General features: G+C 41.2%; 19 protein-coding genes and 1 tRNA gene. 6 read left to right on the top strand and 14 right to left on the bottom strand.

From position 1 onward, the window contains the following. Positions 1–142 precede the first annotated feature (142 nt). A complete protein-coding gene (locus B3C94_RS01825) occupies positions 143–1324 on the top strand; it encodes a MalY/PatB family protein (RefSeq protein WP_293898063.1) in 1182 nt (393 codons plus the stop codon). Positions 1325–1440: 116 nt separating this feature from the next. Here B3C94_RS01825 and B3C94_RS01830 read toward each other — a convergent pair whose 3' ends face one another. Next, on the bottom strand, positions 1441–3603 hold the full coding sequence (locus B3C94_RS01830; RefSeq protein ID WP_293898066.1) for a S46 family peptidase: 2163 nt from the start codon (positions 3601–3603) through the stop codon (positions 1441–1443). A 228-nt stretch (positions 3604–3831) separates the two neighbouring features. Here B3C94_RS01830 and B3C94_RS01835 point away from each other — a divergent pair, with 228 nt between their 5' ends. Together B3C94_RS01835 and B3C94_RS01840 are read left to right on the top strand one after the other, a co-directional pair. Then, positions 3832–4770 carry a hydrogen peroxide-inducible genes activator gene (locus tag B3C94_RS01835; protein WP_293898069.1) on the top strand — a complete coding sequence of 313 codons (939 nt, stop codon included), beginning with the start codon at positions 3832–3834 and terminating at the stop codon, positions 4768–4770. Between the two features lie 5 nt (positions 4771–4775). Then, positions 4776–6575 (top strand): chloride channel protein, encoded by a 1800-nt coding sequence (locus tag B3C94_RS01840; RefSeq protein WP_293898072.1) that lies wholly within the window; start codon positions 4776–4778, stop codon positions 6573–6575. Between the two features lie 72 nt (positions 6576–6647). Here the strand turns inward: B3C94_RS01840 and B3C94_RS01845 are convergent, their stop codons facing one another. The 9 genes from B3C94_RS01845 to B3C94_RS01885 all read right to left on the bottom strand — a co-directional run bounded on the left by B3C94_RS01845 (position 6648) and on the right by B3C94_RS01885 (position 13434). Then, positions 6648–7238: a riboflavin synthase gene (locus tag B3C94_RS01845; RefSeq protein WP_293898075.1), complete on the bottom strand. Its 591-nt coding sequence runs from the start codon at positions 7236–7238 to the stop codon at positions 6648–6650. A gap of 681 nt (positions 7239–7919) precedes the next feature. Further along, entirely contained in the window at positions 7920–8246 is a 327-nt protein-coding gene (locus B3C94_RS01850; RefSeq protein ID WP_293898078.1) for a hypothetical protein, read from the bottom strand. A 34-nt stretch (positions 8247–8280) separates the two neighbouring features. Then, positions 8281–9102: a sulfatase-like hydrolase/transferase gene (locus B3C94_RS01855; RefSeq protein ID WP_293898081.1), complete on the bottom strand. Its 822-nt coding sequence runs from the start codon at positions 9100–9102 to the stop codon at positions 8281–8283. Next, positions 9099–9794, bottom strand: a complete 696-nt coding sequence (locus tag B3C94_RS01860; RefSeq protein WP_293898084.1) for a sulfatase-like hydrolase/transferase — start codon at positions 9792–9794, stop codon at positions 9099–9101. Before B3C94_RS01860 ends, B3C94_RS01855 begins: the two co-directional genes overlap by 4 nt. Positions 9795–10030: 236 nt before the next feature. Next, positions 10031–10177 (bottom strand): hypothetical protein, encoded by a 147-nt coding sequence (locus B3C94_RS01865; protein ID WP_293898087.1) that lies wholly within the window; start codon positions 10175–10177, stop codon positions 10031–10033. Between the two features lie 33 nt (positions 10178–10210). Beyond that, on the bottom strand, positions 10211–11086 hold the full coding sequence (locus tag B3C94_RS01870; protein WP_293898090.1) for an EamA family transporter: 876 nt from the start codon (positions 11084–11086) through the stop codon (positions 10211–10213). Further along, positions 11073–11891 (bottom strand): alpha/beta hydrolase, encoded by an 819-nt coding sequence (locus B3C94_RS01875; protein ID WP_293898093.1) that lies wholly within the window; start codon positions 11889–11891, stop codon positions 11073–11075. The genes B3C94_RS01870 and B3C94_RS01875 overlap by 14 nt, the downstream gene beginning before the upstream one ends. Before the next feature lie 74 nt (positions 11892–11965). Further along, positions 11966–12541 carry a Crp/Fnr family transcriptional regulator gene (locus B3C94_RS01880; RefSeq protein WP_293898096.1) on the bottom strand — a complete coding sequence of 192 codons (576 nt, stop codon included), beginning with the start codon at positions 12539–12541 and terminating at the stop codon, positions 11966–11968. Between the two features lie 116 nt (positions 12542–12657). Continuing rightward, on the bottom strand, positions 12658–13434 hold the full coding sequence (locus B3C94_RS01885; RefSeq protein WP_293898099.1) for a hypothetical protein: 777 nt from the start codon (positions 13432–13434) through the stop codon (positions 12658–12660). A 207-nt stretch (positions 13435–13641) separates the two neighbouring features. Here B3C94_RS01885 and B3C94_RS01890 point away from each other — a divergent pair, with 207 nt between their 5' ends. Then, positions 13642–14997, top strand: a complete 1356-nt coding sequence (locus B3C94_RS01890; RefSeq protein ID WP_293898102.1) for an MBL fold metallo-hydrolase — start codon at positions 13642–13644, stop codon at positions 14995–14997. Positions 14998–15039: 42 nt separating this feature from the next. On the opposite strand, the gene B3C94_RS01895 is transcribed toward B3C94_RS01890, so the two are convergent. The 4 genes from B3C94_RS01895 to B3C94_RS01910 form a co-directional block, all read right to left on the bottom strand. Further along, a tRNA-Lys gene (locus tag B3C94_RS01895) sits at positions 15040–15112 on the bottom strand. 140 nt (positions 15113–15252) lie between these two features. Next, a complete protein-coding gene (locus B3C94_RS01900; RefSeq protein ID WP_293898105.1) occupies positions 15253–15531 on the bottom strand; it encodes a hypothetical protein in 279 nt (92 codons plus the stop codon). Positions 15532–15586: 55 nt separating this feature from the next. Further along, positions 15587–18337, bottom strand: a complete 2751-nt coding sequence (locus B3C94_RS01905) for a heavy metal translocating P-type ATPase (protein WP_293898108.1) — start codon at positions 18335–18337, stop codon at positions 15587–15589. 258 nt (positions 18338–18595) lie between these two features. Then, positions 18596–18829 carry a hypothetical protein gene (locus B3C94_RS01910; RefSeq protein WP_293898111.1) on the bottom strand — a complete coding sequence of 78 codons (234 nt, stop codon included), beginning with the start codon at positions 18827–18829 and terminating at the stop codon, positions 18596–18598. A gap of 269 nt (positions 18830–19098) precedes the next feature. Here B3C94_RS01910 and fbp point away from each other — a divergent pair, with 269 nt between their 5' ends. Both fbp and B3C94_RS01920 read left to right on the top strand, forming a co-directional pair. Further along, positions 19099–20109, top strand: coding sequence for a class 1 fructose-bisphosphatase (gene fbp, locus B3C94_RS01915; protein WP_293898114.1), 1011 nt, complete (start codon positions 19099–19101; stop codon positions 20107–20109). 113 nt (positions 20110–20222) lie between these two features. Beyond that, positions 20223–21671 (top strand): L,D-transpeptidase family protein, encoded by a 1449-nt coding sequence (locus tag B3C94_RS01920; protein ID WP_293898117.1) that lies wholly within the window; start codon positions 20223–20225, stop codon positions 21669–21671. Positions 21672–21682: the final 11 nt, after the last annotated feature.

Below are 21682 nucleotides of genomic sequence, written 5' to 3' on the forward strand. Positions count from 1 at the left end.
ATTAACTGAATTCAATATTCAATTTCCGGCAGTTAGCTGTATTCTGGCTCTGATGGCTAGCCGGATTCAACTTCTGAAGGAAGATGTTTAGTTTGTCGCGTTTTTTATTGTAAATGACCTGTATTTTTGATTAAATTGCTGTATGATCTATGATTTTGATAAAATAATTGTCCGCCGTGGTACTGATTCGGTTAAATGGAATCAGCAGGATTATGAAGATTTGATTCCACTATGGGTAGCTGATATGGATTTTCCGGCTGCGCAACCTATTGTGGATGCATTGGCACAAAGAGTTCAGCATGCTGTATACGGTTATGCCAAAGTTCCAGAGGCCTTTTATCAGGCTGTTTTAAATTGGTTTTCTCGCAGACACCGCTTTGCGATACAGCAGGAATGGCTTCTTCCTGTAATCGGTGTGGTACCGGCGCTGTCAGCTTTGGTCAAAGCACTTACAGAGCCAGGTGACAAGGTATTGATTCAGGAACCGGTATACCATTGTTTTTTTTCCTCGATCGAACGTAACCAATGCGAGGTAGTTTCCAATGATCTGATCTATCGGGACGGTCATTATGGGATCGATTTTGAGGATTTCGAGTATAAGGCAAGTGATCCGAAAGTGAAATTATTTATTTTATGCAGCCCGCATAATCCTGCTGGAAGGGTATGGACGAAAGCCGAACTTGAACGCTTGGGCGAGATCTGTCTGCGCCATCAGGTTTTGGTCATTTCAGATGAAATTCATTGTGATCTTGTTTTTGACGGACATACGCATATTCCCTTTGGAACATTGAGTCCTGAACTGCTCGCTCATTCCATTACCTGCATTGCACCAAGCAAGACTTTTAATTTGGCAGGACTGCAGGTCGCTACGATTGTTGCTGCTGATCCTGAACTTAAGAAGAAAGTCCAGCAGGCATTATTGGTCAACGAAATCGCCAGTATAAGTCCTTTTGCCATTACGGGCCTGATTGCAGCTTATGATGAAGGGGAAGAATGGCTAGATCAGGTGCTGGCTTATATCCAGGCGAACTATCTTTATTTGAAAAGCTTTATGGCTGAACATCTTCCTGCTTTGCAGGTACTTCCCTTGGAGGGAACCTATCTCGCATGGGTAGATTGTGCTGCCTTGGGAGTTTCTAGCCGAAAGTTGGGTGAACTGTTGTTGACTGAAGAACATGTTCAAGTCAACGTTGGGGCGATGTATGGAAAGGGGAGTAACGACTTTATTCGCCTGAATATCGCTTGTTCGAGGTCGGTATTAGCAGCAGGTTTGCTACGGTTGAAAGCTGTTTTCTCCACTTTACTGCAAGGCGGAAAACTTTAGGTCTTACTCTAGCGACCTAAGGGTTCTTTCTGGTCAATAATCTCAAACAATGTCAGAAAAAAAGCAGCTGTACCGGAAGCGTTACAGCTGCTTTTTAGTTTTAATCCGGCTGCGAATTAAATCCCCATTTCTTTTAGAATAAAATGTGCATTGTCAATTTTATCGGCAACCCAAAGCACATAGCGAATATCGACACCAATGGATCTGCTATAACTTTCGTTCCAGGCGAAATCATTGATTGTTGCATCATAAGCGCGGTCAAAATTGACACCAATTAATTCACCATTTTCGTTCATGATCGGAGATCCTGAATTACCGCCAGTGGTATCCATATCGTATAGGATATTTACCGGAACAGAACCTAAATCTTTCTGAAGGTAAGGGCCAAAGTTTTTATTCAGGTAAGCTGTTTTGATTTCCTGCGGATAGTCAAATTCTGCCAAGCCTAGATTTCCTTTTTGAATAATCCCTTCGATGGTTGTAAATGGCTTCATATAGGTTGCATCAGCAGGTGAGTAGCCCTTGATGTGGCCATAAGTCAAACGTAACGTTGAGTTTGCATCAGGGATAAAGTTCTTTGCCTGAAAAATTTCTTTGACGGCTACATAATCACCCATTAATTTATTGAGTACGCCCTCGCGTCTTTTTTGCTCAGCCGCAAAAGTCACAATGTCATTGTTCAGACCAGCCTGGAAGTTCAATAATCTGTCGTCGAATTTTTGAAGCGCATCCGCATTTGCTAAAACGGTATTCAGTACATAGTTTTGATCAGCAAGTTTGGTGCTATTGATAATTTCTGTGGCAAATCCCGGTGCCGTTTCACTGTTTAGTTGCAGTGTTTGAATAGCTGGCAATTGATTTTTACCTTGAAATGCGGCGGCATCCTGTAGCATTTTAGTCAGGATACGTTGATCAGCCTGTTTGTTGTAGCTTTCATAAGCTTCTTTAATACCCGTTTTAATCTTTTGGATATCGCGGTCGAAAAGCGCTTTTGCAGCTTGTGAAGTCTTTTCTTTCCCTAAAGCAATTTTTAATGCATTAATATCACGCGCGACTTTCAATAGGCTTGTGCTATTGTAAATATTATTGATCCAAAGTTCTTTCAGTGCATCTTGATTGCTGACCTGATAATACGATTCAATGTCAGCCAATAGACTGCCATACTTGTCTTTTAGTTCCGGTTTGCTCAGGATAAATGCAGCCAGTGCTTCATCCTCCTGCTTTTTGGTCGCCAGCAAGTCAATACCACGTAGTCCTTTTAGTTTACCGCGGTAATTTTTTAGAACATTGGCATTGCGTTTTATCCGTGTTGCTAGTGATAAAGCGATGTCGGTATTGTCTTTACCGGCTTCTTCCATTTGTTTATTTTGGAAATCATAGAGATTGGAAACATACGGCAATAAGTACTCCTGCTGATATTGGATATACTGTGCGGGCCGGTGTCGGAATGTTTTTCCGGGATATCCCAGGATAAAGGTAAAATCATTCTCTCTGACCCCATTTGCATTTACTTTAAGGTGTTTTTTCGGCTGATAAGGGACATTCTCTTTGGAGTAAGGTGCAGATTTTCCGTCTTTACCAACGTATGCTCTTAAAAAGGAATAGTCTCCGGTGTGGCGAGGCCACACCCAATTGTCGGTCTCGCCACCAAACTCACCGATATTCTGACGTGGAATATAGACTAAACGGACATCTTCGATCGTTTTATAGCGAAATAGGACATAGCTCTTGCCGATAAACATTTCGGACACCTCGGCTTTAATCGTCGGGTCCTGTTTTTCAGCCTGCTTAACTAACTCCTCCTGCTTACGTTTGATGGTGTTGATGCGTTCCACAGGATCGCTGATGTTCGCGACGGCATTTAAAATTTTATTGGATACATCCTCATACGAATCCGTAATTCTTATTTTTAATCCTTTCGCTTCAATTTCCTGCTCCTGATTTTGTGCGACAAAGCCATTTTTTAGGTAATTGTTGATCGCTGTACTCGCTAACTGAACAGCAGAGAAGGCACAATGATGATTGGTAATAATCAATCCGCGATTGGAGACAAATGATCCGGTGCATCCGCTGACTTGAACCAGCGCGTCTACTAATCCAACCTGACCTGGGTTGTATATATCCTTTTCACTGATCTTTAACCCAGCTTTCTTTAGTCCAGCTTTGTTCAACTCGCTCAATGGATACATTCCTTCATCAGGATTAGCCTTACTATAAGGACTGTTTGCCATGGTTAAGAATAAAGCTAGTGCAATTGTCGTACTATTAATAAACTTCATAGGATTTAACTATCAACTGTTGTAAATCTCCAAATTTAAGAAAAGGTTTTTGATGAAATCGATTTTTTATGCTAACTAATGTAACAATAGTGGATAGGCATTGGCTTTTTGGCAAGGTATTTATTGTATAATGGGCAGGCCAAATATCCATTCAGCTTTTTAAATTATCAAAGGATTTGATATGGGTTTACGACAGGATTCGTAATTTTGTGCTTTAAAGATAGTAAGATGACCTTAATCCAACTGGAATATATTATAGCTGTTGATACCTACCGAAGTTTTGTTGCAGCTGCTGAAAAATGTTTTGTCACGCAACCTACGTTGAGCATGCAAATACAAAAACTTGAAGAGTCTTTAGGGGCGAAGATCTTCGATCGGAGCCGCCAGCCTGTCATTCCTACAGAAATCGGTGAGAAAATTATTCTTCAGGCTCGGTTGGTGCTCACGGAAAGCAGAAAGATTAATGAGATTGTACAGGATAAAAAAGGCGAGATTGAGGGCACGCTAAAGGTGGGGGTTATTCCGACGATCGCTCCATATTTACTTCCGAATGTACTGACCACATTTATGGAAAAATACCCGAAGTTGCAATTGCAGATCTGGGAATATACGACAGAGCGAATTGTCCATGAACTGAAGGTCGGACTTTTGGATTGTGGTGTATTGTCGACACCTCTAAATGATCCGGGCATCTTAGAATCTCCGCTGTTCTATGAGAATTTTGTCGCTTACATTTCTACCAATAGTCCTTTGTTTGGGAAGAAAGTACTGAGTGGCGATGATATTGCGGACGATAAACTCTGGCTGCTCAATGAAGGACATTGCATGCGCGGTCAGGTGCTCAATATCTGTCATCACAAACACAATCAGGATCTGACAGGACGATTTGAATATAATACCGGTAGTGTGGAAACGCTGAAACGTATGGTTGATATCAACGACGGCATTACGATATTGCCTGAACTGTCGATCTGGGATTATTCCGATGAACAATTGGATAGGATCCGTTATTTCAAATCACCGGAACCTGTGCGGGAGATTTCCTTGGTGACGACGCAGAATTTTGTAAAGCGACATGCGATTCAGGCGTTGGAGAGAGAAATATTGGCTGTAGTACCGGATAAATTCAAAACAAAAAAGAAGAAGGAAGTGTTGAGCTTTCAATAGAAGATATGAGAAACCTCAAGGGACGTTTTTTTAGGAAAATAGATCAGATCAATCAATGGCGAATGAAGAAAGTTTCGAACAGAAATTTTATCATTCTATTGGCCTTTTTGGTTGGAATTGTTGGCGGTATTATGGCATCTGTCCTGAAAAGACTTACCCATTTTATTGCAACAACTATACAGGACGATATCGATTGGAAAGTAAAATACTCGGTGTACTTGATATTTCCATTAATTGGGATTTTACTCAGTGTATTTTTTGTCCGGAAGTTTCTGAAGGGGAAGAAGATGGAGCACGGAATCACACCAATTATCTATGCCATCAGCCGGAAAGGAAGCCGTTTGGACCCGAGCAATATCTATTCGCAGGTGGTGACCTCAGCCATTACGGTTGGGTTTGGTGGTTCCTGTGGTCTGGAGGCTCCAGTTGCTTTGGGAGGATCTTCTATTGGTTCGAATATTGCCCGCTTTTTTGGACTACAGTATAAAGAGGTAACGATGTTATTGGCCTGTGGGGCAGCGGCGGGAATTTCAGGAGCATTCAATAGTCCTTTGGCAGGAATGATTTTTGCGATCGAGATTTTACTGCCTGAGTTTTCCATTCCAGTGTTTATCCCTTTACTGATATCATCGGCTTTGGCTTCAGTGGTGTCTCGGGTACTTTACAATGAACCGCTATTCAGTACGTTCAATTCCGATTGGCAGGTTTCGGCATTATTGTTCTATTTGTTATTGGCGGTGCTGATCGGTCTTTATACCATTTACTTTGCCCGTGTTTCCAGAAGTGTCGGGAAATGGTTTTCAAAAATTAAAAATCCCTATAGCAAAGTCTGGGTCAGCGGTATCGCCTTAGGGTTGATGATCTTTGTCTTTCCGGCATTGTATGGCGAGGGCTACATTACGATTCAGCAGATTCTCAATGGACAGTTTAATTCAATTGTTAAGAATAGCTTGTTTTCAGACTATAAGGATATTGGATTAGTAGTCTTTGGCTATACCATATTGACGTTATTCGGGAAATCCTTTGCGGCATTATTTACGCTAAACGGCGGGGGCAATGGGGGTGTTTTTGGTCCGAGCCTGGTGATGGGCGGCTTGTTGGGCTTTGCATTTTCTTATGGCGTCAACCTGACCGGAATTGCCGAATTAAATGTGCCAAATTTTGTGGTAGCGGGCATGGCCGGGGCTTTGAGCGGTATTATGCATGCGCCATTGACGGGCATATTCTTGATCGCAGAAGTGACCGGAGGCTACACATTAATGGTTCCATTGATGCTGGTCTGTTCAATTTCCTATCTGATCAATCGGTCTGTTTTAAAGCATTCAATTTATACCAAGGTACTGGCAGAGTCTGGAGATCTCATTTCTTATGAGGATAAGGATCGATCTGTGTTAAGCATGATGCGCATAAAATATGTATTGGAAACGAATTTTGTAGTCTTACGTCCCGATGAAACACCTAAAGTACGGCAAACGGACATCATCCATAGTAAACGCAATATTTTCCCGGTGGTTGATTACGAAGGCAAGTTTATGGGGCTGCTCTATAGCGAGTTTCTATTTTCTGTCCTATTGGGTGAAGTAGATGGAGGAGACACTCCTTTTGAAAAATTAGCTCAGAAGCCCAATGATACCGTAGGAATCAATGAAAATATGGAGATTGTGATGGCCAAAATGAATAAGGACGATACTTGGATACTTCCGGTTTTGGGCGATGAAAATAAATATATGGGTTTTGTTTCCAAATCGAGCGTGTTTAACAAATATCGGGCATTATTAATACGCCAGGGCCATTACTTAGAGTAATTTGAGGGGGATACTCGTTGAAATAAGTTTCCTTTGGTCAGTCTTAGACCAAAGGAAACTTACCGAATTTTCTTAACCGCGCAAAGCCATAATTTTAGTGACATATTTCCCGATTATATCAAACTCTAAGTTGACTGTACTGCCCACTTCAACCTGTTGTAAGTTGGTGTGTTCAAGTGTATAGGGAATGATTGCGACGGAAAACTGATCGTCTTTAGAATCTACGACCGTCAAACTAATGCCATTGACAGTAATGGACCCTTTTTCTACAGTGATATTTTGTTTGGAAACATCGTATTGGAAGGTGAAAATAAAACTCCCATTTTCGTCTTTCTTTTGGATACAAAGGGCGGTCTGATCGACATGACCTTGAACGATATGTCCATCAAATCTTCCGCCGGCCAATGTACAGCGTTCAAGATTGATCAAGTCACCTACCTTTAACTGAGCCAGATTTGTCTTCTGCAAGGTTTCATCAATTGCTGTAACTTTATGAAGGTCATTGTTCAATCCCACAACTGTGAGGCAAACACCATTGTGACTTACACTTTGGTCTATTTTGAGTTCATTGGAAATAGGGGAACTGACGTAAAAATGGATATTGCTTTTCTCCTGTTCGATATTTTCTATTTTTCCTAAGGTTTCTATGATTCCAGTAAACATGTTATTTTTTTTTTGATTGATTCAAAGTTACTAAATAATTAACTGAAATATTCATGTTTAGATCCTACAAATACGGCTGTTGTAAAGGCCTGTGCGGAATAGTTGAAGTTAGTCCCGTATGTCGACAGGAAGGGCCATTCCTTTTCTCAGGAAAAGAAAATAATAAAAGAGAGTGGCAGCTCATGCATTGATAAATATAACTAATGCAAGGGTTAAATATGGTAGTAGAGCGTATTTGAATGTAGGTAGTCAAAAAATGACCCAAGGAAAAATGCAAAAAGATTGTAGTGTATATTGTACACTTACTATTCCTTTTGTGGCGGCTATCTTAAAACAAATTTATGGGAGTTGAAAAAAAATATAACAAAATTTTTGTTTATATCATTTGAAGCACTATCTTTGTCCTAGGTTTAGGTTGATTGCCTCTTACAAAGAGGTATTTATAAAAGCTTAGCAGGTCGCCCGACCGAATGCTAAGCTTTTTTTTGTTTCCAATTTTTTTAAAATGATTACCTGGTTAGTTTTCTAATAAACAGTTGTTTGTATTTTTTAGTTTGGTCAGAGGCTGGATGTGGCGTATTGGTCGAAAGTGGTTAACCATTGAAAGCCTACCATGCGGACGGCATATTGATCTATTTCAAGGTTAGGATATGGTGTATTTTAGATTAAAAAATAAATCAATTATTTTTTAATCATCTTATTGGCTACAATCTCCCATTCTTGTATAGGGGCAGGTCGGTGTTCTTTGGTGACAATTTCATCAAAATGCGGCATCATTTGCGGGTATTGGGCCGCTAGATCCATTTCTTCCCAAGGATCTGTGGTCAAATCGTATAATTGCCATTTAGCTTTAGGATTCTTCTTTAAATCGAGTTTTACAGCTTTCCAATGTCCTTCCCGTATGGCGATCTGGCCACCTTTTTCGGGGTATTCAAAATAGAGATACTGATGATGTTCCTGTTTATTCTTTTGCCTCAGCCAAGTGGGGTGTGCAAAAGGGTCCCCCATCCGAGCAGGATGAGGGAAAGTCCAACTTTTATTTTCATTTTTGACGTTCTTCTTCCAACAATTGTTTGAGTTCAATGACTTTTTCGGGATATTTTGAAGCAACATTATGTTTTTCACCGATATCGTTTTTGAGATCATACAATTGGTCTTCGGGGAGACTTCCTGTTTCCGTGTCCGTTAATTTCATGTAAGGGGTACCTTTACTTGGAGCAATATATTTCCAGTCGTCCTTTACAATAGCCAATGTCTGTGCATGCTGAACCATACTCGTGCGGCCCTTATTATCTTGACCTGTTAAGGTTTTCAAAAGTGGCTTGCTGTCTTTTGCTTCGTCGGTTTTTAGTGGGATGTCCAGTAATTGGGCACTTGTTGCCAAGAGATCTATTTGGCTGATCAATGCATTCGAAACTTTCCCCTGTGCAACACCCTTACCACTGACGATAAATGGTACCCGGGTTCCACCTTCGAAGATACTATATTTACCGCCGCGCAGTGGACCAGCAGGTAAGTGGCCATTTTGTTGGGCCACAGCGCCGTCCATATAGCCATCGTCGAGTACTGGCCCGTTGTCGCTGCTGAAAATTATAATCGTGTTTTTGTCAAGTCCCAAAAGTTGCAATTGCTGTTGAATTTGTCCGACGGTCCAATCTAACTGCAGAATAGCATCGCCGCGATAACCAAGTTTGCTCTTCCCTTTAAATTGTGTTGCCGGCATACGGGGTACGTGCGGTTCTGTTAAGCAGAAGTACAGGAAGAACGGTTTGTTTTGATGCGTGGAGATAAAATCCTGGGCTTTGTGAAGAAATGTTGTGGAGACTTCTTCATCCACCCATCGCGCACGCGTGCCTCCACTCATATAACCGATTCTTCCGATGCCGTCTGATTGTGTCCCTGACCGGGGGAGGAATGCATTTTGAGCAATTCGGGATGCTCTTTGCCTGTAGGATCTTTGCCGATTTTCTTTTCGTAATCGACCAGGATCGGGTCATTGACATCCGCTGCGACGACCTGATCATTTTCGAGGAATACGGTTGGGACGCGGTCTGCCGTTGCAGGAAAAATAAACGAATAGTCAAAACCTACATCATTAGGCCCTGGTTTTATGGGGGCATTCCAGTCTTTTTGGACCTGATTGCCAAGTCCCATATGCCATTTTCCAACAATAGCCGTCGCATAGCCCGCATGTTTGAATACTTTGGGCAACGTAATTTTATCCGTTGGAACGATCAGTTTGGCATCGCCGGGCAGGATACCTGTACCTTCCTGACGCCAGGGATACGTTCCGGTCATCAATGCAAAACGAGAAGGGGTACAGGTTGCTGATGTACTATGTGCATTGGTAAATCGCGTTCCGCTTTGGGCAAGCTTATCTAGGTTGGGAGTTTCGATTTGTTTGGCGCCATAACTGCTTAAATCACCAAAACCAAGATCATCTGCATAAATATAAATTATATTTGGTTTGCCTGCCTTTTGGGCAAAACTAACGAAGGGGAGCGCAACGAAAAGGCTCGAGGAGAATAATAAAGTGAAAGATAGTGACTTCTTCATATACTTTAAATTATGTTTAAAGGGTATCATTAATGGTTAAGGGTATCGTTGGACAATTAACGATACCCAAGGTACTATTTTAAATTTGGATTTATATTAACCTCATTCTGTGGAATTGGCCAATATTCATCCTGACCGGCTTTAAAAGACTTGCTGGTTACGTACCAGCGATTATATGGGGCTTTGCCTCCGCCTGCTTTTGTGCGGAGATTTTTTGTACCTGTAAATGGAGCCCCTTAAAAATCACCTTCCAAAACATCTTTTGCAATGCCGCAGCGCAGCAGATTCCAGTAGCGCAGGGCTTCCAGTGCAAGTTCAATACATCTTTCGTTACGCAAGGTCGAACGCAACGCGGTACTGCTTTGGACGTTAATGGCTGGCATATTAACGCTGCTTCTTTTCTGACAGCATGGTAGCTAATGGGGCTTACCAGCATTGATTACAACGACAGCCATTAAAATAAGGAGTATGCCTAGCCATTGGAATCCCGAAACGACTTCCTGCAGAATCAGCATCGCAGAAAGCGTTGAAATGGGAATTTCCAGACTTGAAATAATATTCCCCATTGCTATTCCAGTTTTTGGGATTCCTTTTGTGAATAGCAAAGGGGGAAGGATCGTCCCAAAAATCGCAATCAGTAATCCCCAAGCCAAGGCATGAATTTGCATGTGCCGAATAATATCAATATTCCAAAAAGCCACAATCAGCAGCAGTCCGCCGAGAACCAAGAACTGGCTGCGTACAGGACTTGGTAATTGCTTCTCTACAGAACTAGAAGCGTAAATTGCCAAGGCATAGCTTATTCCTGCCCCGAAACCTAGCACGATTCCTCTATAATCAAAATTATTGTCGTTTTTAAATAGATTGCTTGCTAAGGCTGTGCCCAGCAGAACAATCAGGACTCCTGCAATCTTGCCCAGGGATGGAAACTTTTTCAAGAGTAATGCTTCTGCAACCAAACTGATCCAAATGGACTGCATCAATAGAATGATGCCCACTGATACAGGGATGTATTGGATGGAGAGGTAATAGAGCGTTGTGGTCAGACCCAATGAAGCACCCCATGCCATCAGCTTAAACTTTGCAGCAAATTTGACTGGTCTTTTTTCTTGGGCATTTGGTTTTGTTAGTAGATTAAATACCAGCAAAAAGAGAAAACCAAACATAAACTGCAAGAAGGTCAACAAGCTGGTATGTATGCCTAAATGGTTGGCATATTTTACGATGGTTGCGAGGAGTCCGTAGCTACACGCTCCAGCGGCAACATAGAGCGTCGATTTATAGTCCTTCATTTTGAAAATAGTTTTGGAATAAAGCCAATTGCTGTGATAATGATTTGCTCCAGTAGGCTGTATCATGTCCTCCTTTTGATTCTATATAAAGGTGCTCGATGTTTTTGTCGGTCAGATGCTTGTGAAATGTTCGGTTCATTTCCAGCATTTGTTGGTCCTGCGTTCCACAATCGATCATATAGTGCTGCTTATTTTGCATCATCCTATCTTCATTGCTATAAATCCGTTCGCTGTCGTTCAGATCTTTTAAATCTCCGAGTACTTTGTCTACCTGATAGCCTTTATATCCTTTTCCGAAGCGATCGAAATCTATGGCACCACAGGAGCTTCCGACGATTGAGAATGTCTGCGGATAAGCGATGCCAATGTGGAGGGCACCATAGCCACCCATGCTCCAGCCGAGTATCCCCCGAGCGCTTCTGTGCTGTAAGGTAGGGTAGTGCTGGTCAATGTAGTTGACTAGTTCGACAGCGATAAAAGTTGTGTATTGTGACCCCGGGTCTATGGGGCTATCTACATACCAGGAATTGAAATTTCCATTTGGCAGGATATATATGGTCTGAAATGTTTTTGCTTTTTGTACTAAGTCCGGAATGTCCTCCTGCACAGTACGGTTGGGGTTGCCACTATAGCCATGAAGAATATAAACCGTTTTATAATTGATCCCTTTTTGCATGTCGGGTGTAATTATAATGGTTTCGATATTTTTGTTCATTTTGTCACTATGGACTTTTGTCCTGATAACCTGTTGCGCAGTGAGCGGTAGGATAAGGGCGTAAAATAAGATGGTGAGTACTGTTTTCATATCTTAAGAATTTGTCTTTATGGTACAAAATTCCAAAGTATATTATTCAAAAACATGTACAAATGTTGATGGAATTATGATTTTAATTCTTTACGGATACGACTCAACTGCGTTGGAGTTACGCCGAGATAAGAAGCTATGTGGTGCTGTTTGAGCCTTTTGAAAAGAGCTTGATTTTGATGGAGCTGCAGGTAACGCTCTTTGGCAGACTCCCATTTGAGGCCGATTTCGAGCGGTTCTTTTTTTACGACCCAGTTCTTTTCGAGATAAGCAATCTGAAAGAGTGCTAAATCGTGCCGAGTTATAATAAGTTCGCGGAAAGCTTTGGCCGAATACTGGATCAGTTCCACATCTTCAAGTGCAATAATATTGAAAGTACTGGGTTTTTCTTCGATGATTGCAGCAGTGGAAGCACAAAAGCTGTTTTCTTCGAAAAACATTTTGTAGATGATATTTCCATCAGCATCAGGTTTATAATAGCCTAATAATCCCTTACATACAAAATAATAGTATTTCGTATATTCTCCGGCGCGTAGAATGAGTTCATTTTTTTTGAAGGGTTTTACTTGGCAGATGGTCTTCAAAACTTCTGTCGTAGCTGGGCTAAGCGCCGCATAGCTATTCATTTCGAAGAGGAGTTTTTCTATCATCAGGAGCAGCTGTTACTTTTTTAATGCCGGGTCAAGCCGATGGACAAAGTTAGTGAAATGATTGCATGATTAGCCCTTCTTAGCGGATGATAACTTGGAAATTAATGATTTTTACGCTATTCGTGGATGTAATACTCCGTTCCATTCAGGCCTACATATATTTCTTTATCCAAATCGCCACGGTAGCCGATAAAAAGAGGATATTCCCGATCCCGTAATGGATTATTATAAAGTTCCTCTATGTTCGCATATTTTGCTTTGATAACAATCTGATTTGTTTTACTATTTTTTATTCCCTTGAGGAGCGTATGTTCATTGGTGAAATCTGTATAAGGTATTTTTTTTCTGTTGGGGCGAAAAACCAATTTAACTCCTTCTTCAATCAAATCCTTATTTTTTTCGCGAAACTCTTGTATGGAGTGCTCCTCCGGAAAGATTGTTTTTCCAGTATGGCTATCTTTGATTTCCTGTAAGAGCGTGTTTTGATCTATGCTGTTGCTATAATAAACCGTTGAATTTTTGTACAGATAAATTGTTGTTTCACCCCTTTTAAAATCGGCAGCGCTGTACTTATATACTCTTGCGCCTGATTTATCGATGCGGTAGCGTTCGCCATTGAATTGTACCCATGCGTAGTCTTTTGTTCCAAATTTAATGATCTCGGGATTGTTTACATGGAAAAGCTGAAAGTTATAATCAGCTTCGAATAGGTCAGCTTTTTCAAATATTGCTTTTATCTTCACGTTTAGGGCTTTGTCACAGTAACCATATAGGCTATCACCTACGAGTACCGGAATTAAATCTGGATAGGCTAAATCTGTGGACGCTGAGTTATCTTGGGCAAGATTGGGCATGCTCAACAAGGTCAAAATAAATAATATAAAATTTTTCATCGGTTATGGTGTTTAATGCGCATAGCAAAATTATTAAATTAGCATTTTTGAAAAAATCCATGAAAATAGGGGTTTTCATAAGGCTCATCTAAACATTGACCGATTAGAATTTGGTATTGTAAAAGAATTGTTAGATTTGAAGACCGATACGGAATTTTACGGTAAATCCGCAGAATTCGAAAAAATTAAGGGAGAAAGATTGGGAATATGACGCATGTTTTGACAAATTACCTGTTGTCCACAGGAAAACTGTCTATGGAAGAAATCAGCTTTTCTGTACAGTTTTTCAAGCCGACCTACTTAAAAAAAGGTGATTTTTTTATCCGTGAGGATGAACCCTGCCGTCATGTTGGATTTATTGCGAGCGGTGCTGTAAAAGCATACGCTTTAGATAGGGAAGGAAAAGAAAATATAACCTGCTTTAAGTTTGAAAATGAGTTTGCCACTTCCTTTCCAGAGTTTGTTGCACAAAAAGAATCAAGAAGGAGTATTAGGGCAATCGAAGATAGTGTGATCTGTAGCATAAGCTACGCCGATTACTACTATTTGCTTCTTCAGGTGATTGCTTGGAATGGAGTTGTAAAATCTTTGATGGAGCGGGAGTATAGTCAAAAGGAAAGTTATCTGCTAAATTATAATAATAGGTCGGCTCTAGACAAATACCGCCGTGTACTATCTAGTGAGCCGATGCTAATCCAGCGGGTAGCCACACAAGATCTGGCATCGTATTTAGGAATTACACAGCGATCGCTTACCCGGGCAAAGCAGCAAATATTCCGACTGGGTATCTTAGGACAAATGTCCTTTTATTCATCTGTTCTGCAGTGTAGGTTTGTACAAAAAATTATGTTACGTCAAATTGCTCCAGAAGTATTTCAGCTTTCACTGCTGCCACGAAACAGTATTAATTGTTATATTATCGAAGGTGTATTGGTCGACTCCGGAATACGGAACTCCTATAGCACCATCAAGAAAACGCTTCAGGAAATCCCCGTTTATCAGCATATACTTACCCATGCCCATCCGGATCACCAAGGCTGTTCGGGTCAACTATGTGCTGAATTTGCGATACCTTTACTATGCCATCCAGATGAAGTTTTTAGGACAGAAACGGGATTGGTCACTAAAGACTACCCTGATCGGAACCATTGGCTTGCAAAGCTTCAGCAAAAATATTGGTCAGGCCAGGGGCATCGCGTGAATCGTACGGTTGTTGAAAAAGATATGATCGGAAGCTTTCAGGTCATAGAAACACCCGGACATTCTGCTGGGCATATTTCTCTGTTCCGCGAATATGATGGTGTACTGATCATCGGTGATGCAGCGACAAATATGAATTTGCTTACGACAAAGTCCGGTTTGCACCTTCCTCCAAATTTATTCACTTCAGATCAACAGCTCAACATGAGATCGCTCCAGAAGTTAGCAAAACTGAATCCGGCTATTATCTGCTTTGGTCATGGACCCGTTATGACAAATACAGGGCGGAAATTTGAGCGGTTCGTAGCTGAATGCAGCAGTAAGTTTAGTTTGCGAGGAAAAGTCAGTTTGAATCCCGACTAGCTAAAATAAAAAAAGCTAATCTTGCGATTAGCTTTTCTCTTGTGATCCCGCTGGGATTCGAACCCAGGACCCATACATTAAAAGTGTATTGCTCTACCAGCTGAGCTACGGAATCTTACTTCTTTCTTTTGAACTACCGTTCCTTGTTTGAAGTGATGCAAAGATAGGGTTAATCCCTATTTCTCGCAAGTATTTGTGTGATAAAAATGCGTTCTAGCTCTTTAGGGCTTCATTTTTAGTGATTTATTTTTTCTTTTAGGAGAGGAATTCCCGGTCTTCATCCGATAATTGGGATTTCCGGTCGTTGTTTTCTTCGCCCGATTCGTCCAAATCTTCCTGTTCATACACCTGCTGTTTCTTTTTTTCGATTTTTAGGAGAGATATAAATGCGATCCCGGCAATAAAAAAGGCCAATAGCAGCTTCCATAGTGCGATCTGTGTTGCCCCGAGAAAATTGAGCTGGACCGATTGCGGATTCTTAACACAGACAACTGTGATGATAACTGTTATGAAGATTAAAAAGATATTACGCATGTTCCTATAAACTATATGTCGTTATTATAACAGCGAATATAGGGAATATCTGTTTTTAATCGATGTTGATCTTTGCACGATTTAAGCGTAGGGAATTTAAGATAACTGAAACTGAACTGAAACTCATTGCAGCGGCAGCAATCATCGGTGACAGTAGAATTCCAAAAGATGGATATAATAGTCCGGCCGCTAATGGAATGCCAAGTATATTATAGATAAAGGCAAAACTTAGGTTTTCCTTAATATTACGAATGAGTTTGTGACTCAGTACTTTTGCCTTGGCAATTCCAGTAAGATCTCCTTTCAATAAAGTTAGTGAAGCACTTTGTATCGCGACATCTGTGCCGGTGCCCATGGCAATGCCAATATCGGCCTGAGCAAGGGCAGGGGCGTCATTGATCCCATCGCCGGCCATGGCTACTACATGACCTTTTTGCTGCAATGCGTGAATTTCCTGCAACTTGTCTTTGGGCAGGGCATTGGCCTTGAAATGCTTGATGCCGACTTGTTCGGCGACAGCTCTCGCCGTATGGATATTGTCCCCTGTCAGCATAATCACATCGACATGATGCTGTAGGAGGTATTGAATTGCCCGCTTCGAAGAAGCCTTTATTTGATCTGATATACTAAAGTATCCCAATAAGTTATTCTCTTTTGCAAGGAAGGACACCGTTTTTCCCTTCGATTGCGCATCTTCGGCCATTCGCTTGATGTCATGAGAGATTGTTATGCCGATAGACTCCATCAACAATTGATTGCCCAGTGCTATGCTATTTCCAGCTATGTTTCCCTTGATTCCTTGCCCGGCAACATTTTCAAAATCGGAAACTGCAAGGTCCGTTTTACTATTTTCTTTTTTTGCTCTTTCGATAATAGCATGACCCAAAGGATGTGTACTATTGGCATTTAACGCGGCGGCCAACGACAATATCTCGTCTTTGCTGCTGGACGAGTTCGGCTGAATATCATCAACAGTGGGTTTTCCTTCGGTGATGGTACCTGTTTTGTCTGTTAGAACCACATCGACCTGATTCATTTTCTCGAGTGCGCCAGCATCTTTGATGAGGATGCCATGTTTCGCACCTTTACCGACGCCAACCATCACGGACATCGGTGTAGCGAGCCCCAGTGCACAAGGGCAAGCAACAATAAGTACGGCAAGTGCATTGGCAAAACCGAATGCTAAAGAAGCAGAAGGAGCCCAAAGCCACCAGGTAAAAAATGTCAAAATTGCTATGATAATGACAATCGGAACAAATATCTCGGAGACTTTATCTGTTAATCGCTGAATGGGTGCTTTGCTTCTGCTTGCATCATTGACCATTTGAATAATCTGAGCCAGGAGTGTATCTGAACCAATGCGCTCGGCTTTCATGAGGAAGCTTCGGTCGCCATTGATTGTTCCGGAACTGACATGATCGCCCGCTTGTTTTTCCACTGGAATAGGTTCGCCAGTCAGCATAGATTCGTCAATGCTGCTGTTGCCATCTGTAATCTGGCCGTCTACAGGAATTTTGTCGCCAGGTTTTACTTTGAGTATATCACAAATTTGAATTTGATCTATGCCTATTTTTTTATCTACTCCATTTTCTACGCGCGTAGCTTCGGAAGGACTCAGCTTGATCAGTTCTTTGATTGCTGAATTGGTTTTGGAATGTGCTTTAGCTTCCATGACTTGGCCTAATAATACCAGTGTTAGAATGACGGTAACGGACTCGAAGTAAAGCGCAATGTAGCCATGATGATTTTTTAATTCTGCAGGAAAGATCTGCGGAAAAAATAGGCCAACCAAACTATAGACAAACGCAGCTCCTGCACCAAGTGCAATCAGACTAAACATATTAAGCCGCCAGGTTTTGAAAGATACCCAACCCCGTTGAAAAAAAGACCAGCAGGTATAAAAAACGACGGGTATGGATAAAACCAGTTGTATCCATCCAGACCAGCTGGGCGGAATGATTTTACCTATTGGATTACCCGGAAGCATTTCGCCCATGGAAAGTATAAATATCGGGACTGTAAATAAGATAGAGACCCATAATTTCATGCGTAAATCACGATAGGTATGATCGTCGGCCTCATCATTCCCATTGGCTATAGGGACCAGGTCCATGCCGCATATGGGACAATTTCCCGGATGATCTTGCACAATCTCCGGATGCATGGGGCAGGTATATTGAAGATCTGTCTTTAACATGGGGACTTTTTCCAGGTTCATGCCACATACAGGGCAGTTTCCTGGTGAGTCATAAAGCTTGTCGCCCTCACAATGCATAGGGCAATAGTATTTATCAGCAGACGTATTACCATGTGCTTTGTCGGCTAGAGATGCTGTCTTTGATTGATGCGTAGTATTATGATGGTTGTGGATGTGACTATGGGGTGTAGGAACTGCTGTATTTGACTGAACGGGCAGATTATGTTGATGTTTCTGATCGCTTTGTGAGACTGAATCGTGTTTCACCAAATGCATGCCACATACGGGGCAGTTTCCTGGTGAGTCATAAAGCTTATCGCCTTCGCAATGCATGGGACAGCCGTATTTATCAGCTGTTTGCTCCACCAAGGATAGACCGGATGGTGTATCAATAGGATGCTTATCTGATTCGCTGACCCGATATGGCCCCAATGTGGATATTATTTCCTGTAATTGTTGTAGCGGAATATGGTTCTGAGCGGCTATTGTCATGGCAGGTGGATCCAGAGTGACAGTGGCATGTACTCCAGGCAGCTCGTTCAATTTCTGTTCGATCGTTGTTCTACATCCATCGCAGGACATGCCGGAAAGTTTATAGTGGTGTTGCATAGCGTTGTCTTTGTTGAATAAAGCTAAAGGTTATATTGGAAGGAATTTTACACTATTATCAGAATTTCTTGTAAAATTTCCCCTTAACAATCTGTCTTTTTGGTAGGCGTCTATCGTGTCGACAGAACTGGTTTTATCACCTTTAGATGGCGGAAAGTGATGTCAAAAGAATTCTACCCAAATCACGCTATGATAAACAAAATCGCGGCTCGTTTTGTTTGCTTATGGGGTAAGCAGGATACGAGGATATCTCTGAAATTAAGATAAAAGCATCACTTGCGGGTGTTTGATCAAGGTACTAACCGTTACGTTATTTTTCAGGATTTCTTCGTGAAAAGGAGCAGGAATCATCAGCTTAAATGTTTTTCGAGCAGTTTTTATGATGAATAGGGCACCATGAACGACCTGTTTATCGTCTATGATCAAGGTGTGTTGTTTTGCCAATTGGCTTCCCAATTTTTCCTTTTCGATGAGTTGTATAAGTTGTTGCATTGTATCGGAATATTTAGCCAAAATTACCAAATACTTAGCATTTTTTGTTTTTTTTCTAATCATTGCTATTTGAAATTTATCCAGTGCTTTCAAGCTTTTATTGTTTTTTTTACAGCTAATAATCGTTTTAGCAAAGATAAGTTTCCAAAATTTGGCGCAATCGATTGCGTATTTAATCTGCTAAAATGCTAAATATGAGAAGGATGTATTTGCTAAAGTTTGTTTAACTTTTTTAGCTTTGTGCAACAAATATCCAATAAAACAACATTATGAGTGGTATAACTACACTAGGTCAATTTATCATTGAAAAACAGGCCGATTTTCCGTATGCTAAAGGGGAGCTTTCTAGGCTATTGCGCGATATTGGAATCGCAGCAAAGATTGTAAATAGGGAGGTTAATAAAGCGGGATTGGTTGATATTTTAGGCGATGCAGGACAGGTCAATGTGCAGGGAGAGGGACAAAAGAAACTGGATGTTTACGCGGACGAACAGTTTATTAAAGCGCTTCAAAGTGGGGGAGAATGCTGTGTAGTTGCCTCAGAGGAACATGAAAATCCGGTTTACATCCAATCAGGGGTTTCCAAAAACGCCAAATATATTGTCTGTATTGACCCATTGGACGGTTCAAGCAATATTGATGTCAATGTCTCTGTGGGAACGATTTTTTCTATTTACAGGCGAATTTCCGATACTGGTGTATCTTGTAACAGCAATGATATTTTACAGCACGGCACGAAACAGGTTGCCGCGGGTTATGTAATCTACGGAAGCTCAACGATGTTGGTATACACGACGGGAAAGGGGGTAAATGGCTTCACATTGGACCCTTCTATCGGTGAATTTTGTTTATCCCATCCCGATATGAAAATTCCGGCTGCAGGTCAAATTTACTCGATTAACGAAGGAAATTATTCCAAATTTCCAAACGGTGTCAAACAGTATATAAAATATTGCCAAATGGAAGATAGTGCAACACAACGTCCGTATGCATCGCGTTATATTGGCTCAATGGTGGCTGATATTCACCGCAATCTACTCAAAGGCGGGATATTTCTTTACCCAACAACTTCTGCCCACCCGAATGGGAAACTTAGATTGATGTATGAATGTAACCCTATTGCCTTTATCATCGAACAAGCTGGAGGCAAAGCTTCCAATGGATCCCAGCGTATTTTAACTATTGAGCCCAAAACTTTACATCAGCGTTCTGCTGCATTTCTGGGGAATACCGAGATGGTGGAATTGCTCGAAGATTTCCTGAAAAAATACAGTGATTGATTCTGTAGTGATTCGATGACAGGTAAGATTCTTTAGACCGTAAGAATTATTTATCTTTGCACTCAGAAAATGGCTTCATTATTGCGAAGCCATTTCTTTTCATCATTTGTTGTATGTTACGTTTTTTAGTTTTTATTTCGTTTGTTTCAGTAGTATTTTTTTCTTGTAAGGATAATCCTCCGACTTATGGCGACGTGTTGGCAAAGGGGTTTGAACAGAAATCTTATCACGATTTTGATACGGCTGCCTATGTGAAAGTTTTCCATGAGGTGTATGGTAAGGAAAAATCTAAATTGCTTAACCCGAGTTGGATGAAGGAATTATCTGATTCTACTGAAGGGATGACTTTAATCGCAGAACATCTGTTTGATGGCAGCATCGATACGATGTTGACATACTTTGAACGAAGTGAGGAACATGGCATTCGTACTAGTTATTTTCATACAGCTGCGATTAAGGAAACCTTGTTTTCGCTTCGTAAGTTGAAAGCCAAAGATGTTTCGGAGGCCTACCCTTTACTGGCTAAGCTTGATCTATTGAGTACAGACGGGCTTGTGGCTTATGTAAGTAGCCTAAAATATGGTGTGGTCAATCCTAAACGTCTTTATGGACGATATTTTGTTCCTCAAAAGCGTATGAACTATAGTAAAGTTGTACACTTGTTGGACAGTGTGAAAATTGGAACTGCCTTGGCCGATATCCAACCTAAAAACCAATACTATGCTAAATTTCAGGATCTGCTGCAAAATGGAAATCTATCTAGTGCGCAACGGAGCCAAGTTCTGATGGTATTGGAAAAATTGCGTTGGATGGGAGCGGATTTTCCAGAAAAATATGTCTTTGTGAATATTCCTGAACAGCGGTTGCATATTATGGAAGACGGAAAGACAAGTCAATTGATGAATGTATGTGTGGGTGAAACAGAAAATCCTGCCTATACGCGAAAAGGCGAGAACCATGAAACACCGGTTATGCAAGGCATGTTGGATGCCATGCAAGTAAATCCTGTATGGAACATCCCAAATAGTATCGTCAAAAAAGAGTTGTTGTCAAGCGTTCGAAACAATCCGAACTATCTGGCATCCCGCAATATGGTGGCGTATTACAAAGGTAAACAAGTGGATCCTGCAACGGTCAACTGGAATTCCGATTCTGTCGAGAACTTTCGTTTCAAACAGAACCCCGGTTCGGATAATTCCCTTGGAAATGTGAAATTTTTATTTGAGAATCCATATTCCATTTATCTGCACGACACACCTGCGAAACAAATGTTTGGACAAAGCAATCGCGCTGTCAGTCATGGCTGTGTACGGGTAGAAAAACCTGTTGATTTGGCATCTTACCTCGTCAATAATGAAAAGCAGGCAGAAAAAATTGCAAAGGAAATTACGACAGATTCGATCTCGAAGTCGCGTTGGGTAACTCTTAAACGCCAGATGCCAGTTTATATCACCTATTATACAACCTGGTTGAATGACGACGGAAAAATTGTTACGTATCCTGATATCTATGGTTACGATCCACGCTTGAAAGAGGCATTAAAGAAATATTGTACTAACTAACAAAAAAGGCT

Origin of the sequence: Sphingobacterium sp. UBA5670 (assembly GCF_002420705.1) — a bacterium.
GTDB lineage: Bacteria > Bacteroidota > Bacteroidia > Sphingobacteriales > Sphingobacteriaceae > Sphingobacterium.

Bases quoted from the DNA above. Each gene is read 5' to 3' on its own strand.
- B3C94_RS01825 (WP_293898063.1), top strand. From the start codon at position 143: ATGATCTATGATTTTGATAAAATAATTGTCCGCCGTGGTACTGATTCG.
- B3C94_RS01830 (WP_293898066.1), bottom strand. From the start codon at position 3,603: ATGAAGTTTATTAATAGTACGACAATTGCACTAGCTTTATTCTTAACC.
- B3C94_RS01835 (WP_293898069.1), top strand. From the start codon at position 3,832: ATGACCTTAATCCAACTGGAATATATTATAGCTGTTGATACCTACCGA.
- B3C94_RS01840 (WP_293898072.1), top strand. From the start codon at position 4,776: ATGAGAAACCTCAAGGGACGTTTTTTTAGGAAAATAGATCAGATCAAT.
- B3C94_RS01845 (WP_293898075.1), bottom strand. From the start codon at position 7,238: ATGTTTACTGGAATCATAGAAACCTTAGGAAAAATAGAAAATATCGAA.
- B3C94_RS01850 (WP_293898078.1), bottom strand. From the start codon at position 8,246: ATGGGGGACCCTTTTGCACACCCCACTTGGCTGAGGCAAAAGAATAAA.
- B3C94_RS01855 (WP_293898081.1), bottom strand. From the start codon at position 9,102: ATGAGTGGAGGCACGCGTGCGCGATGGGTGGATGAAGAAGTCTCCACA.
- B3C94_RS01860 (WP_293898084.1), bottom strand. From the start codon at position 9,794: ATGAAGAAGTCACTATCTTTCACTTTATTATTCTCCTCGAGCCTTTTC.
- B3C94_RS01865 (WP_293898087.1), bottom strand. From the start codon at position 10,177: ATGCCAGCCATTAACGTCCAAAGCAGTACCGCGTTGCGTTCGACCTTG.
- B3C94_RS01870 (WP_293898090.1), bottom strand. From the start codon at position 11,086: ATGAAGGACTATAAATCGACGCTCTATGTTGCCGCTGGAGCGTGTAGC.
- B3C94_RS01875 (WP_293898093.1), bottom strand. From the start codon at position 11,891: ATGAAAACAGTACTCACCATCTTATTTTACGCCCTTATCCTACCGCTC.
- B3C94_RS01880 (WP_293898096.1), bottom strand. From the start codon at position 12,541: ATGATAGAAAAACTCCTCTTCGAAATGAATAGCTATGCGGCGCTTAGC.
- B3C94_RS01885 (WP_293898099.1), bottom strand. From the start codon at position 13,434: ATGAAAAATTTTATATTATTTATTTTGACCTTGTTGAGCATGCCCAAT.
- B3C94_RS01890 (WP_293898102.1), top strand. From the start codon at position 13,642: ATGACGCATGTTTTGACAAATTACCTGTTGTCCACAGGAAAACTGTCT.
- B3C94_RS01900 (WP_293898105.1), bottom strand. From the start codon at position 15,531: ATGCGTAATATCTTTTTAATCTTCATAACAGTTATCATCACAGTTGTC.
- B3C94_RS01905 (WP_293898108.1), bottom strand. From the start codon at position 18,337: ATGCAACACCACTATAAACTTTCCGGCATGTCCTGCGATGGATGTAGA.
- B3C94_RS01910 (WP_293898111.1), bottom strand. From the start codon at position 18,829: ATGCAACAACTTATACAACTCATCGAAAAGGAAAAATTGGGAAGCCAA.
- fbp (WP_293898114.1), top strand. From the start codon at position 19,099: ATGAGTGGTATAACTACACTAGGTCAATTTATCATTGAAAAACAGGCC.
- B3C94_RS01920 (WP_293898117.1), top strand. From the start codon at position 20,223: ATGTTACGTTTTTTAGTTTTTATTTCGTTTGTTTCAGTAGTATTTTTT.